This window comes from Bradyrhizobium sp. CB1015, from assembly GCF_025200925.1.
Classification (GTDB): domain Bacteria; phylum Pseudomonadota; class Alphaproteobacteria; order Rhizobiales; family Xanthobacteraceae; genus Bradyrhizobium.
In genome coordinates this window covers 3,830,368-3,842,761 of sequence record NZ_CP104174.1, presented here as the reverse complement: position 1 = coordinate 3,842,761, position 12,394 = coordinate 3,830,368, and the positions used below count along the sequence as shown (strand labels likewise).

Sequence of the window (12,394 nt, the reverse complement as noted above, 5' to 3'; positions counted from 1 at the left end):
GTGCCGTCCGTTCGCGATCAAGGGACGACCGCAGCCGAGCGCCCTCTCACCGCCGTCGCGCTCTCGGGCGGTCTCGGCCTCGGCGCCTATCATGGCGGTGTGTTTGAAGCACTCACCTCTCTTCTGCTGCCGATCGACTGGGTCACCGGCTCGTCGGCAGGGGCGATCACGGCCGCGCTGATCGCGGGGAGCCCGCGCGAGGATCGGCTGCGGAGTTTACGCAGCTATTGGCATGCGCCAAGCAGTCCAACCGAGGTGCCGAACGCGGGCCGCCATGCGTTCGCGTGGCTGAGCTCGATCAATACGCGCGTGCTGGGCCATTCGGGCTTCTTCCATCCCCGCCTCCCGATTCCCGCTTCTCACTACGGCGGCCTCTACGATCTCGGCCCGACCCGCGAACGCCTGCAGCGCTTGATCGATTTCGGACGTCTGAACGGCGGCGATCCGCGCGTCACGATCTGCGCCACCGACGTCGAGAGCGGCGATGCCGTGTTGTTCGACACCGCGTCGGAGCGGATCGAAATCGACCATATCCTGGCCAGCTGCGGGTTTCTCCCCGAATTCGCTCCGGTGCAGATCGCCGGCCGCTGGCTCGTCGACGGCGGGTTCTCGCTGAACGCGCCGTTCGACCCGATCCTTGAAACTGCAGGCCCGCTCCGCCTCTATGTGATCGATCTGTTTCCGCGCGACGGCAAGGTCCCTGACGGGCTCGAGGCCGCGTCCGAGCGCAAGAGCGACCTGACCTTTGGCAACCAGACCTTCCAGCGCCTTGGCTACGCTCTGGAAGCCCGTCAGCTCCGCGCCGAGCTTCAGGACCTCCACTACGACGACGAGATCTATCTCCTGAGCTACCGCCCGGGCCGCGAGGAAGCCGGGCCGGAAAAATCCTTCGATTTATCTGAGACAGCCATGGCGCAGCGCTGGCGTGCCGGCTTTCTGGACATGCAATATGCCGCAAGCCTCACGCCAGACCCGAACGAGATCTGCAGCGTGCGGCGGCCCTAAAGCGCGATGCGATTTGGACGAATCGTCATCGCGCTTCCGATTTTTGCGTGCGCATGATCTTTCCGGAAAACCGCTCCGCACTTTTCCGGATCATGCTTTAGCGATGTCGCTCGGTGTCGGGACCCGAGCTGCTCGCTGTCTTGCCGCCGAGCCGCTCGCGAATGTCGCGCAGCAGCCGCGTGAGACCGTCATCGGCAGCCATATCGTCGGGCGGGGCGATGGTGGTAATGCCCCAGTTCGCCAGCACGGCCTCCTGCACCGGATTGCGCTGCGCGACGTACACGAAAGATCTCGGCCGGTCCTGGCTGTGCCCGGACTCGTCCCAGATCTGCCAGATCCGGTGCAGCAGCAGCCGGATGTTCGGATCGGACATGCTGTATCCGACGAAAAGCAGCGTGCTTCCCAGCGCATCGGCGCGAAACTGGATGTCGAGCGGGGAATTGAAGGCGAGCCGGTTGAGAAAGTCGGTCTCGGTCAGAACGAGCGAGGCATCGTCGTCAAAGTCGCCGTGAAACTTGATGATGTGGGTGACACCGGCACGAGCGCTCGCGATCTCCTTCGCGTTGCTGATCTTCGCAAAGGGCTTTTTCAGCACGTCGAACGCGGTTTCGAGGTTGCGGTCGTAATTGGTGGTGTAGATGACCGGAAAATCCAGCTCGACGATCATCCGGTGCAGCTCTGAAGCGGCGATCTTCTCGGGATCGACACGCCAATTGCGGTCGAGCCAGCTGCGCAGCGGACCGATTCCGCCGCGCTTGATCCGGTAATATTCCGCGAGCATCTGATAGCCGCCGTGCATTCCGTCGATGACATTGGGTTCGAGGCCGAGATCGTCCAAGAGATGATCGATCAGCGATTGCCAGGACGGCAAGCCGACCGCCATCGAGACGCCGGCGCCCACGAACAGGACCGCGCGGCGTCGCTCGATCGCCGCTGCCAGGATTTCATGAGGCGGCCGCTCCTCGGATATGAGCCCTGTCCTTTGTTGGTCCATCAAGTTTGAATGATCGGGCTCGCGAGGCGTTCCTAAAGCTGAACCATCCCTCATCGGCAGAGCTATCGCATTTGACTTGTCGGGGCGGCCAGCGCGCACGCCTCGTCCTTCGAGACGGCGCTTACGCGCCTCCTCAGGATGAGGCTAATCAGCGTCACTGCCCTTTGAACTGCAGCCGCTCACTCCGTCCTCATCCTGAGGAGCCCGCCTCAAGCGGGCGTCTCGAAGGATGGCCGCAAGGGAAGTGATCAGTTGCCATAGCCCGAACCTCACCGGCTCAACTGCGAGAATGCCTCGCGCACGTTTGCGCCGCGAAGCGGGCGATCAGGCGCCGGAGCTGCGCCTTGTGCACCAGGCGCGCCGCCGTCTTGGGCGAGACCCAGCTGGCGTCCCGCTCTCCCTTCTCGGGCCACCAGCGCTCCCGCCCGTGCACCTTCATGGGAAAGACGGCAACGTTCATGGTGCGCTTGCGATCGCCTTTTCGCTTGCGATGCTTGAAGCTGCCCAAGGCGCGCGTTGCCACGACAGGCGGCCGCCAGCACGGCGATCAGCACGAGACCCGTCCTGCTCATCGAACGTCTCTCACTACATCTGCTTAGGTCGCGCATCATCGATCCTGCTGGTAGCCCTGATTGGTCGTGTTCTGCTTGATGTTGCCGTGGCGGCCCCGGGTGTCGAAGTTCTCGCAGCCCGGCTCCGTTCTGTCGCCTCGACGGCAGGATCGGAACCGGGTCCCTTGTTGCTCCGCTGTTCTTCGGGGCGGGAGGCATTTTTGACATGTCCTGCTCCTGTGTCGGTGTTCGCAGTCGCGAAATGGAGCAATGAGCTGGCGCAGGGGGTCGTTCCTGCGCCGATCGTCGCCGCAGTGCGAGCCTAAGCAATGGCCGCAAGGAACACTCTGCTGTCGCCTGGGTTATTTTAAAGGGCGGCGGCACAACGCCTTCGTGCGAGCGCGACAGGGAAACATATGCCAAAGGCGACTGAGAACGATCCGCGAGAGACACCGCTTGACGATCCGCGCCAGCAGACGGACATGCCGACGCACCGGCAAACGAACAAGCCATGGCAAGGCAATCCCGAGAAGGATCAGATCGATCCGAAACGGCCGCCGGTCGATCTGGAGCGTTGGCAGAAATCGAAGACGCACTAGGCAGCGACTGCTGGCGGTCTGTGGTCGTCACATCCTGTCGAGATCATGAATGACGGGCCGCAGCGGTCCGCCCGAATCGAGCTCGAGCGTTGCCAGGGTAATCGGCAGCTTGAAGCGTCGCTTCCCCGCACTGCCAGGGTTCAGATAAAGCACGCCTTTGGTGGTCTCGATCCGCACGCGATGGGAATGCCCTGAGACCACGACGTCGATCCCGCGCTCGGCAGGATCGATCGTCAGCTCGTTGAGGTCGTGCAGGACGTAGAAGCTGCGGCCGCCGAGGCGCAGCGTTTGCGTTTCAGGAAAGCGTTCGGCCCACGCGCCCCGGTCCACATTTCCTCTGATCGCGGTGACGGGCGCGATGCGGCAAAGCCCGTCCATCACAGCCTGGGCGCCGATGTCGCCGGCGTGGATGATGTGCGAGACGCCGGCGAGGCAGCGCTCCGCCTCGGGCCTCAGCAGTCCATGCGTATCGGCGATCACCCCAATCCTGAACGTCATGTCAGATCATCGCTTCAGTGCACTACGTCCAACGGCACCCGGCCGATTTCCTCACCATCATCGTTCGTGACGAGGATCGAGAAGTGGCGGCCCTTGAGCTCGGGACGCTGCTCGAGCAGGCGCCGCGCAATTTCTTCGGCGACATCCAGGGCCTGCATGTCATCCGGCAACTCGGCCCCTCCTTCGTCTGCCACGGTTTTAGAATCCACCAAATCAAAATGATAGCGCGGCACGTCTGGCCCTCAGGTTTTCCCGCAGGAACGCCCCGTCTCGAAGCTTCGTTCCGGCCTGGAAGCCATCTGCGGTCCGGCGGCGACGTCGTGACGGTGGACGGAGGCCACGGCCCGTTCGGCACCGGGCTCGGCGACTACGCCAGGGCCTATGCATTGCCGGACCACGCATGCGCCGTTGTCTGTCACCCGCGACAGGCTGGAGGTCGACACACCGGCGTCAGAACTTTGCATGAGCGTGTTTCCGTCGCGAGGATGTTGCTCCAAACCGCGTGGGCGACGCTCGTTCCTTAGCAATGTCTTGGGAATAATGGTCTGGAAATCATATCGCCGCAGTGGCTCGATCTGCTTCGAGGCGCGCCCGCAGCGCGTTGCGGATTTCGGTGACAACATGGCCCCAATCGCCCGGCCGTCTTTGGTGAAACAGGCGCAGGCTCGGATACCAGAACGAGCGCGCGCCGGATGGAGGCCAGCGCCAGTCGCAATCGGCATGCAGCAAGACCCAGGCCTCGCATCCGAGCGCACCCACAAGGTGTGCGACCATGGTGTCGACACAGACGATGAGATCGAGCTGCCGCAGGCGATGGCCGAGAGCTATGATGTCGGGCGTGCTGACGTCCCGCGCTCCCATCGCCGCGAGCTCTTCGGTGCTGGCGCCGCGCTGGAGCGAATACAGCGTGACGCCGTCTCCCGCGAGATCGCGCAACAAGACGGCCGGAACCTCCCGCCGCTTATCCCACTCACCGACCTTCCAGACCAGGCCGACGGCCAGCCCTTGTTCTCTTCGGGGCGGCGGAACGGCAATTGGCGGCAGCGCCAGGTAAGGACCGCGCATCTCGACCTGATCCCGGCGCGCTCGGATGGCGTGCGGCACCTCCATGATCTCGATGTCGACCTCGAAAGCGATCTCGGGCGCGCCATCATGCAGCGGGATCGCACGATCGACGCCCGCAGCGCCCGCGACCAGCGGCAGCAGCCCGGGTTGACACCACAGGGTCACGCTGCGCGCAATCTTGCGAAGCGGGCTCATAAAGCGCAGGAACTGGATGGTGTCGCCGAGTCCGTGATAGCAGCGCACCAGCACGTGCTTATCCTTGAGGTCCTCGCCGCGCCAGATCCGCTGCAGATGGCGCGGGCCGGTGTGCTTGGGCGGATGCGCGCTCTCCAGCAGATCGCGATCGTTGATCATCCAGGCGCGCGTGAAATCGCCCGCCCTGATCGCCTCGGCCCAGCTGCCAGCCATCTCGCGCCGTCGCTAGTGTCGCACGAATTTGTCGAAGCGGCTGAGCTTGCCGTCCTTGGTCCGGTCCTGGTGCAGAAACGCAATGCCGGCCTCATCGAACTTTTCGAAGAACTCGTCCCAGCTGATGCGGTCCAGCGCTTCGTCCGGCGGATCGAAATCGATGCGCAGGATTCCGGCGTGACCATCCTCCTCCGTCGCCTTCACGGTCGCGGGTTTCCCGCCGCGCTCTTCGGCCCATTTCCGGATGACGTTATGATCGGTGGTCTCGTGGGCTTCGCTGCTTTGCGCCTTCGACGTCATGTCACACCTCGCTGACTGGCCGGGCGATGAGCCCGGCAACGCATCGAACCATGGCCGAGAAACGCCGGCCGGAATGATTTGTTCTTTCGCGCAGATACGAAGCGGTCGCGCGCGGCGAGCATCATCTTCTTCATCTTCATCATGAAAGCCGTTCGTTCCCGGCTGGCGGTTCGGGAATCTATCCCATGTTAAGCTCGTCGCATTTTGTCGCGATGAATCGGCCAAGGCGTGCCGCCCGCATCTCCTTTCCAGGAACGAACATACCTTCCGCACGTTCGCCGACGTACTTACACCGACTCTCGCACCGACGCCGCGTGTTTCCGGAGGGCTTCATTCCATGCATTCTCGTCTTCAAGACAGGCGCCGCGTGCGCGTCGGACTCGTCGGCGTCGGCAATTGCGCGAGCTCCTTCGTTCAGGGCCTCACCTACTATCGGAACGCCAAGTCGAACGAGCCGGTGCCGGGACTGATGAATGCGGACCTCGGCGGTTACCATATCAGCGATATCCAGATCGCGTCGGCCTTCGACGTCAACGCCAACAAGGTCGGCCGCGACGTCGCCGATGCGATCTTCGCGGCGCCGAACAACACGCACCGCTTCTCCGACGTCGCGCCGACAGGCGTGATCGTGCAGCGCGGTCCTGTCCTGGATGGCATCGGCCATTATCTTACCGACGATGTTCCGATTGCGGAGGTGCCGGAGGCCGACGTGTCCGAAGTGCTGGCGATGTCCCGCACCGACGTTCTGGTATCCTATCTTCCGGTCGGCTCGCAGCGCGCCAGCGAGTGGTATGCGGCGCGCGCTATCGAGGCCGGCTGCGGCTACGTCAATTGCATTCCGGTCTTCATCGCCTCCAATCCCGAGTGGCGGCGCCGCTTCGAGGAGGCCGGCCTGCCGATCGTCGGCGACGACATCAAGAGCCAGGTTGGTGCCACCATCCTGCATCGCGTGCTCGCCAATCTGTTCCGTGACCGCGGCGTTCGGCTCGACCGCACCTATCAGCTCAATGTCGGCGGCAACACCGACTTCAAGAACATGCTCGAGCGGGAGCGGCTCGCCTCGAAGAAGATCTCCAAGACCCAGGCCGTGACCAGCCAGTTCGACGTCCCTATGGACCCCGACAACATCCATGTCGGACCGAGCGACCACGTGCCGTGGCTCACCGATCGCAAGCTCGCCTTCATCCGCCTGGAGGGAACGACGTTCGGCGGTGTTCCCCTGAGCGCCGAGGTCAAGCTCGAGGTCTGGGACTCCCCGAATTCGGCAGGCGTCGTGATCGACGCGGTGCGTTGTGCCAAGCTCGCCATGGACCGCGGCCAGGCCGGAGCGCTCACCGGCCCTTCCAGCTATTTCATGAAATCACCGCCGCAGCAGTTCACCGACGAAGAGGCCGGACGGCGGACACGCGCCTTCATCGACGACAAGGCATTTGCGTGATGGCCAGGATCATCCATCTCGTCCGGCACGGTCATCATGCCCTGCTCGGCCGCATCCTGTGCGGCCGGATGAAAGGCGTCGAGCTCGACGATCTCGGCTGTGAGGAGATGGCTCTCTGTGCCGGCACCATCGCGCGGCGGCCATCGCTCATTCAGTCCAGCCCGCAACGGCGCTGCATGCAGTCGGCCTGCATCCTCGCCGCGCATTTCAGGCTGCCGGTGGAGATCGTCCCCGCCCTCGACGAGCTCGACTATGGCGAATGGACCGGACGATCGTTGGACGACCTGGCGCCGGATCCTCGATGGTCGCGCTGGAATGGGCGACGCGGCACGAGCCGCCCGCCCGGTGGCGAGAGCATGCGGTCGCTTCAGCGCCGCGTGGTCGCTCATCTGGAGCAGCTGCGTAGCGATCGCAATCTCGACGCCGTCGTCCTCGTCAGCCACGCCGAGCCGATCCGCGCCGCGCTCCTGCACTATTCGCGCACGCCGCTCGACCAGTTTCTCTCGATCGAGATCGATCCTGCCAGCATCAGCACGCTCCGCGCCGACAGAAGCGGCATGAAGATCACCGGGATCAACCAGCGGGTGCCGGCGTGAAGATCGTCATCTTCGGCCTGACAATCTCCTCGTCCTGGGGCAACGGTCACGCCACCTTGTGGCGCGGCCTCTGCAAGCATCTCGCGCGTTCGGGACACAGTATCGTGTTCTTCGAGCGCGACGTTCCCTATTATGCCGGTGCCCGGGATCTCCACGAACTGCCGGGCGGCGCGCTCCGGCTGTTCGCGAACTGGGACGATGTGCGGCAGGCGGCAAGCGCCGAGATCCGTGACGCCGACGTCGCGATCGTGACCTCCTATTGTCCCGATGCGATTGCCGCGACCGAGCTGATCCTCTCCGAAGCTCGTGCTGTTCCCGTGTTCTACGACCTCGATACGCCGGTCACGCTGGCAAAGCTCATCGCCGGCGAATCCGTCCCCTATATCGGCCCGCGCGGCCTGCGGGATTTTGAGCTGGTGCTCAGCTTTACCGGCGGACCTCATGTTGAGGATGAATTCCGCAATCGGCTCGGAGCGGGGGACACCCGGGCGCTTTATGGGCATGTCGACACAGATATCCACCATCCGGTCACGCCGCAGCCGCATTATCGAGCCGATTTGTCCTATCTCGGCACCTACTCCGAAGATCGCCAGCGCACGCTCGCGGCACTTTTCGTCGCGCCCGCGCGGGCGCGCCAGGATCTCCGCTTCCTGATCGGCGGCGCCCAATATCCGGACGATTTCCCGTGGTCGCCCAACATCTATTTCGTGCGGCACCTGCCGCCGTCCGAGCATGCGCCGTTCTTTGCCTCATCGCGGCTGACCCTCAACGTCACCCGGCGGGCCATGGCGGAGATGGGCTGGTGCCCGTCCGGCCGGCTGTTCGAGGCCGCGGCCTGCGGTGTCCCGCTGCTGAGCGACGACTGGCCCGGAATAGCTGACTTCTTCGCGCCCGGAGAGGAGATCCTGATCGTACGCGACGAGCACGACGCGCTCGCCGCGCTGGCGATGCCGGATGCCGAGCTCAGGCGCCTTGCCCGGCGCGCCTATGACCGCACCATGGACCAGCACACATCGGACAAGCGGGCGCGTGAACTGATCTCGATGCTCGAGCAGATAACGTCGAGCCGCATCAGCCGGCAACAAATCGAGGAGGCCTGATCATGTGGGGCATCGTTCCGGCCGCGGGCCGCGGCAGCCGTATCCAGCCGCTTGCGTTCTCGAAGGAATTATTGCCGGTCGGCAGCCGGCGCGACGACGGTACGGACCGCCCCTGCGCCGTCTCCGAATATCTGCTGGAGCGCCTCATCCTCGGCGGTGCCGACAAGATCTGCTTCGTGATCTCGCCCGGCAAGTCCGACATCCTCGAATATTTCGGCGACCATTACGGCAGCGCCGAGCTCGCCTATGTGGTGCAGCCCGAAGCCTCCGGCCTGTGCGACGCCGTGTTCAGGGCAAGGACCGTCGTCGGGCAGCACGAGGATGTCATGGTCGGCCTGCCCGACACGGTCTGGTTTCCCAAGGCGGCCCTGCAGTCGCTGCCCGACGCCGATCTCTCGTTCCTGCTGTTCCCGGTCGAGCATCCCGAATTCTTCGATGCGGTGGTGCTGGACGGCGAGCAGGTGACGGAGATCCAGGTCAAGCAGGCGAATGCAGCCTCGCGCTGGATCTGGGGCGCTTTCAAGATGTCGGCGCACGGCTTCCGCCAGCTCCAGTCGCTATGGCACGCACGCGAACGCCGCGACGAATATTTCGGGACGCTGGTCAATGCCTATCTTTCGGCCGGCGGCAACGGCATCGGCGTCAAGGCCGGCGAGTCCTACGTCGATGTCGGCACCATCGACGGCTATCGCACGGCGATGGCCCTGCTCGCCGAGAGCGCCGAGGGCCGTTCCAAGTTGCGGGCCCGCGCCTCATCGGACGGGGCCCGCCCGGTCACCGTGAACAACGGAGCGATTGCATGACCGGAGGCGCCCTCTCCCGCGAGGAAATCCGCCAGCGCATCGATGCGCTGGGGCCATGGTTTCACAATCTCGACCTCAAGGGCGTGCCGACCGCACCGTCGCACTTTCTCGGCGACTATCCCAATGTGAAGTGGCAGCGCTTCTCCGGCATCATCCCGGACCGGCTCGAAGGCAAGACCGTGCTCGATATCGGCTGCAATGCCGGCTTCTACGCCATGGAGATGAAACGGCGCGGCGCCGAGCGTGTGCTCGGCCTCGACACCGACGAGGAATATCTGGCCCAGGCCCGCTTCGCGGCCGAGGTGAACGGGCTCAGGATCGAATTCCGCAAGATGTCGGCCTATGATGTCGGGCAGCTCCGCGAAAAATTCGACCTCGTGATCTTCATGGGCGTGCTCTACCATCTGCGACACCCGCTGCTGGCGCTGGACCTGATCCATGAGCACGTCGCCGGCGATCTCCTGCTGTTCCAGTCGATGCAGCGCGGCGACAGCCGGGTCGATGCGATCGAGAAGGACTACGACTTCTGGACCACCGACCAGTTCGATTCCTCCGGCTACCCGAAGCTGCACTTCATCGAGCACAAATATGCCGACGACCCCACCAATTGGTGGGTGCCCAATCGCGCGTGCGTCGAGGCCATGCTGCGTAGCGCCGGCTTTGCCATCGCGGCCCATCCGGAAGAGGAAGTCTATCTGTGCAGGCGCACGGCGCGGCCGCAGGCTGACGGGCCGGTCTATCCGTCACGGGAGGCGGTTCGATGATCGAGGCGGCCAAGATCTGGAACGAGCCCAACAACAAGTCGCATTGGGACCTCCTGATCGACCCGGACTGGGCGATGTTTGCAAATTTGGCGCTCGCGGCCGGGAAGGCCATTCGCAGCGCGCATCCGACCTTGCCGCGCGTGCTCGGCGGCATCTCGCCGATCGACCCGTCCTTCATGCGCAACATGCAGGCGCGCGGCGTGCTCGATCACGTAGACGCCGTCGCCGTGCACGGCTTTCCGCTCGACTGGAATTTATGGCAGATCGGAGAATGGCCGGCCAAGATCGAGGAGATCAGGGCCGTCACCTCGCTTCCGGTCTGGGTGACCGAGGTCGGCGTCTCCTCGTTCGGCGCCGAGGAGGTGCAGGCGTGGGGCCTGTCGCGCACCGCCGATCTTCTGATCGGCCGCGCGCCGCGCATCCATTGGTACAGCCTCTACGATCTCCCTTCGGCCTGGGAGGCGACCACCCGGCACAAGGAGGCGGAGGGGTCCTCCTACTACCGGCATTTCCACATGGGCCTGCTGCGCGAGGATGGAACGCCGAAAGCCGCCGCGGAGCTGTTCGGGCAATATGCCGCCGACATGGGCCTGTGCCAGTGGTTTCACTTCGAGGACCATCGTCTTGATGACGCCGTGCGCTGGATGCGCCGCTTCGGCGTGAGGCATTTGCGGACCGGCCTGTCATGGGCCGACAGCTTCCGCCCCAACGCGTTGGACTGGTTCGACCGCCAGATGGACGCGCTGGCCGAGTTCGAGGTCACCGTGACGTTCTGCTTCACGCCGGAACACCGCGGTCTCGAACCTCATCACACCAGCCCGCCGCTCGGCGTCAACGAGTTCGCCGGCTTCTGCGCGCAGATGGTCGAGCGCTATTGCACGAAGACCGGTCTCGCCTCCTCCATTGGCGCCTCTCCACCGATCAGGGAGCCGACATGCGTGCCCTGATCCTGGTGATGGATTCCGTCGGAATCGGCGCGGCGCCCGACGCTGTCAATTATGGCGACGAGGGTGCTGACACTGTCGGCCACATTGCGGATGCGTGCATGGCCGGGCGTGCCAATAGTCCGCAACGGGAGGGCCCGCTGTGCCTGCCCAATCTCGTGGCGCTGGGACTGGGTGAGGCCTGCCGCCTTGCGACGGGGCGCGTCCCGCCCGGGCTCGACGGCCGGGTTCAACATGTGCGCTATGGCTGCGCCAGCGAGATATCGAGGGGCAAGGACACGCCATCCGGCCATTGGGAGATCGCCGGCGTGCCTGTCGCGTTCGACTGGGGCTATTTTCCCAAGGTCCAACCCTGCTTCCCGCGCGCTCTCGTGGAGCAGCTGTGCGAACAAGCCGGACTGCCCGGCATCCTCGGCAATCGCCACGCTTCCGGCACCGACATCATCGCCGAATCTGGCGAGCGCCACATGCGCAGCGGCGAGCCGATCTGCTACACCTCGGCCGACAGCGTGTTCCAGATCGCGGCGCACGAGGAGACGTTCGGGCTCGATCGGCTCTATGAGGTCTGCACGGTCGCGAGGCGGCTGGTCGATCCCCTGAACATCGGCCGGGTCATTGCCCGTCCATTCGTCGGAACGAGCGCGAACAACTTCAAGCGCAGCTCGCACCGGCGCGATTTCTCCGTACCGCCGCCCGAGCGATCCATCCTCGACCTTGCAGAAACTGCCGGCCGCGACATCGTGACGATCGGCAAGATCGACGACATCTTCGCCCATCGCGGCACCGGGCGAAACCTGCGCGGCGACGGCAATGCGGCGCTTTTCGATGCCACGCTCGACGGGCTGACAAGCCTTGCAGAAGGCGGGCTTTTGTTCGCGAACTTCATCGATTTCGACACGCTCTACGGCCACCGTCGCGACGTCGCCGGCTACGCAGCGGCGCTCGAAGCCTTCGACGCCCGCCTCCCCGAACTGCTGAGCCGGCTGCGAAGCGACGATCTCCTCATCATCACCGCCGATCATGGCTGCGATCCGACCTGGAGCGGCACCGATCACACGCGCGAGCAGGTCCCGATCCTCGCGTGGGCCGCACAGTCAACGTCTCCGGTGGGCCGACGCGCCGGCTTTGCCGACATCGGGGCGACCGTTGCAAGACATCTCGACCTGCCGGCGTCACTTCATGGGGCGTATTTCTAGCCGGGATTCACCTGGGTTATTGATCCAGGTTAGAGAAATTTTCGTTTGTAGGTTTCGCAGGAACGAACATTCCTTGCACCGCTTCTAATTCCCAGACGTGACTGGCGCGCAGGTCGCCCGACCAAGCAAGAGC

Annotated in this window: 15 protein-coding genes; 9 read left to right on the top strand and 6 right to left on the bottom strand. The window is 64.4% G+C overall.

What is annotated here, in order from left to right; genetic code table 11:
• Window positions 1–1,005 carry a patatin-like phospholipase family protein gene (locus tag N2604_RS17545; RefSeq protein ID WP_260375863.1) on the top strand — a complete coding sequence of 335 codons (1,005 nt, stop codon included), beginning with the start codon at window positions 1–3 and terminating at the stop codon, window positions 1,003–1,005.
• A gap of 97 nt (window positions 1,006–1,102) precedes the next feature.
• Here the strand turns inward: N2604_RS17545 and N2604_RS17540 are convergent, their stop codons facing one another.
• The gene (locus N2604_RS17540) at window positions 1,103–1,999 is read right to left on the bottom strand and encodes an SIR2 family protein (protein ID WP_260375862.1); all 897 of its coding nucleotides are present in this window, start codon (window positions 1,997–1,999) and stop codon (window positions 1,103–1,105) included.
• Window positions 2,000–2,276: 277 nt separating this feature from the next.
• Window positions 2,277–2,522, bottom strand: coding sequence for a hypothetical protein (locus N2604_RS17535; RefSeq protein ID WP_260375861.1), 246 nt, complete (start codon window positions 2,520–2,522; stop codon window positions 2,277–2,279).
• A gap of 444 nt (window positions 2,523–2,966) precedes the next feature.
• On the opposite strand from N2604_RS17535, the gene N2604_RS17530 reads away from it, so the two are divergent.
• Entirely contained in the window at window positions 2,967–3,149 is a 183-nt protein-coding gene (locus tag N2604_RS17530; RefSeq protein WP_212256679.1) for a hypothetical protein, read from the top strand.
• Window positions 3,150–3,176: 27 nt separating this feature from the next.
• On the opposite strand, the gene N2604_RS17525 is transcribed toward N2604_RS17530, so the two are convergent.
• The 4 genes from N2604_RS17525 to N2604_RS17510 all read right to left on the bottom strand — a co-directional run bounded on the left by N2604_RS17525 (window position 3,177) and on the right by N2604_RS17510 (window position 5,420).
• On the bottom strand, window positions 3,177–3,647 hold the full coding sequence (locus N2604_RS17525; RefSeq protein ID WP_260375860.1) for a metallophosphoesterase family protein: 471 nt from the start codon (window positions 3,645–3,647) through the stop codon (window positions 3,177–3,179).
• 14 nt (window positions 3,648–3,661) lie between these two features.
• Window positions 3,662–3,880 carry a DUF6894 family protein gene (locus N2604_RS17520; RefSeq protein WP_260375859.1) on the bottom strand — a complete coding sequence of 73 codons (219 nt, stop codon included), beginning with the start codon at window positions 3,878–3,880 and terminating at the stop codon, window positions 3,662–3,664.
• 319 nt (window positions 3,881–4,199) lie between these two features.
• Window positions 4,200–5,120, bottom strand: a complete 921-nt coding sequence (locus N2604_RS17515; RefSeq protein ID WP_260375858.1) for a hypothetical protein — start codon at window positions 5,118–5,120, stop codon at window positions 4,200–4,202.
• A gap of 12 nt (window positions 5,121–5,132) precedes the next feature.
• A complete protein-coding gene (locus N2604_RS17510; protein WP_260376240.1) occupies window positions 5,133–5,420 on the bottom strand; it encodes a hypothetical protein in 288 nt (95 codons plus the stop codon).
• 337 nt (window positions 5,421–5,757) lie between these two features.
• On the opposite strand from N2604_RS17510, the gene N2604_RS17505 reads away from it, so the two are divergent.
• From N2604_RS17505 to N2604_RS17475, 7 genes are read left to right on the top strand one after another with little or no spacing between them, the layout of a single operon-like run.
• Window positions 5,758–6,858, top strand: coding sequence for an inositol-3-phosphate synthase (locus N2604_RS17505; protein ID WP_260375857.1), 1,101 nt, complete (start codon window positions 5,758–5,760; stop codon window positions 6,856–6,858).
• A complete protein-coding gene (locus tag N2604_RS17500) occupies window positions 6,858–7,454 on the top strand; it encodes a histidine phosphatase family protein (protein WP_260375856.1) in 597 nt (198 codons plus the stop codon). Before N2604_RS17505 ends, N2604_RS17500 begins: the two co-directional genes overlap by 1 nt.
• Entirely contained in the window at window positions 7,451–8,554 is a 1,104-nt protein-coding gene (locus N2604_RS17495) for a glycosyltransferase (protein WP_260375855.1), read from the top strand. The genes N2604_RS17500 and N2604_RS17495 overlap by 4 nt, the downstream gene beginning before the upstream one ends.
• Before the next feature lie 2 nt (window positions 8,555–8,556).
• Window positions 8,557–9,357: a nucleotidyltransferase family protein gene (locus N2604_RS17490; protein WP_260375854.1), complete on the top strand. Its 801-nt coding sequence runs from the start codon at window positions 8,557–8,559 to the stop codon at window positions 9,355–9,357.
• Window positions 9,354–10,121, top strand: a complete 768-nt coding sequence (locus N2604_RS17485) for a TIGR04290 family methyltransferase (protein WP_260375853.1) — start codon at window positions 9,354–9,356, stop codon at window positions 10,119–10,121. Before N2604_RS17490 ends, N2604_RS17485 begins: the two co-directional genes overlap by 4 nt.
• Window positions 10,118–11,068, top strand: a complete 951-nt coding sequence (locus N2604_RS17480) for a beta-xylosidase (RefSeq protein WP_260375852.1) — start codon at window positions 10,118–10,120, stop codon at window positions 11,066–11,068. Before N2604_RS17485 ends, N2604_RS17480 begins: the two co-directional genes overlap by 4 nt.
• On the top strand, window positions 11,056–12,261 hold the full coding sequence (locus N2604_RS17475; RefSeq protein ID WP_260375851.1) for a phosphopentomutase: 1,206 nt from the start codon (window positions 11,056–11,058) through the stop codon (window positions 12,259–12,261). Before N2604_RS17480 ends, N2604_RS17475 begins: the two co-directional genes overlap by 13 nt.
• Window positions 12,262–12,394 lie beyond the last annotated feature (133 nt).

Bases quoted from the DNA above. Each gene is read 5' to 3' on its own strand.
- N2604_RS17500 (WP_260375856.1), top strand. From the start codon at position 6,858: ATGGCCAGGATCATCCATCTCGTCCGGCACGGTCATCATGCCCTGCTC.
- N2604_RS17515 (WP_260375858.1), bottom strand. From the start codon at position 5,120: ATGGCTGGCAGCTGGGCCGAGGCGATCAGGGCGGGCGATTTCACGCGC.
- N2604_RS17490 (WP_260375854.1), top strand. From the start codon at position 8,557: ATGTGGGGCATCGTTCCGGCCGCGGGCCGCGGCAGCCGTATCCAGCCG.
- N2604_RS17540 (WP_260375862.1), bottom strand. From the start codon at position 1,999: ATGGACCAACAAAGGACAGGGCTCATATCCGAGGAGCGGCCGCCTCAT.
- N2604_RS17525 (WP_260375860.1), bottom strand. From the start codon at position 3,647: ATGACGTTCAGGATTGGGGTGATCGCCGATACGCATGGACTGCTGAGG.
- N2604_RS17485 (WP_260375853.1), top strand. From the start codon at position 9,354: ATGACCGGAGGCGCCCTCTCCCGCGAGGAAATCCGCCAGCGCATCGAT.
- N2604_RS17505 (WP_260375857.1), top strand. From the start codon at position 5,758: ATGCATTCTCGTCTTCAAGACAGGCGCCGCGTGCGCGTCGGACTCGTC.
- N2604_RS17475 (WP_260375851.1), top strand. From the start codon at position 11,056: ATGCGTGCCCTGATCCTGGTGATGGATTCCGTCGGAATCGGCGCGGCG.
- N2604_RS17510 (WP_260376240.1), bottom strand. From the start codon at position 5,420: ATGACGTCGAAGGCGCAAAGCAGCGAAGCCCACGAGACCACCGATCAT.
- N2604_RS17480 (WP_260375852.1), top strand. From the start codon at position 10,118: ATGATCGAGGCGGCCAAGATCTGGAACGAGCCCAACAACAAGTCGCAT.
- N2604_RS17530 (WP_212256679.1), top strand. From the start codon at position 2,967: ATGCCAAAGGCGACTGAGAACGATCCGCGAGAGACACCGCTTGACGAT.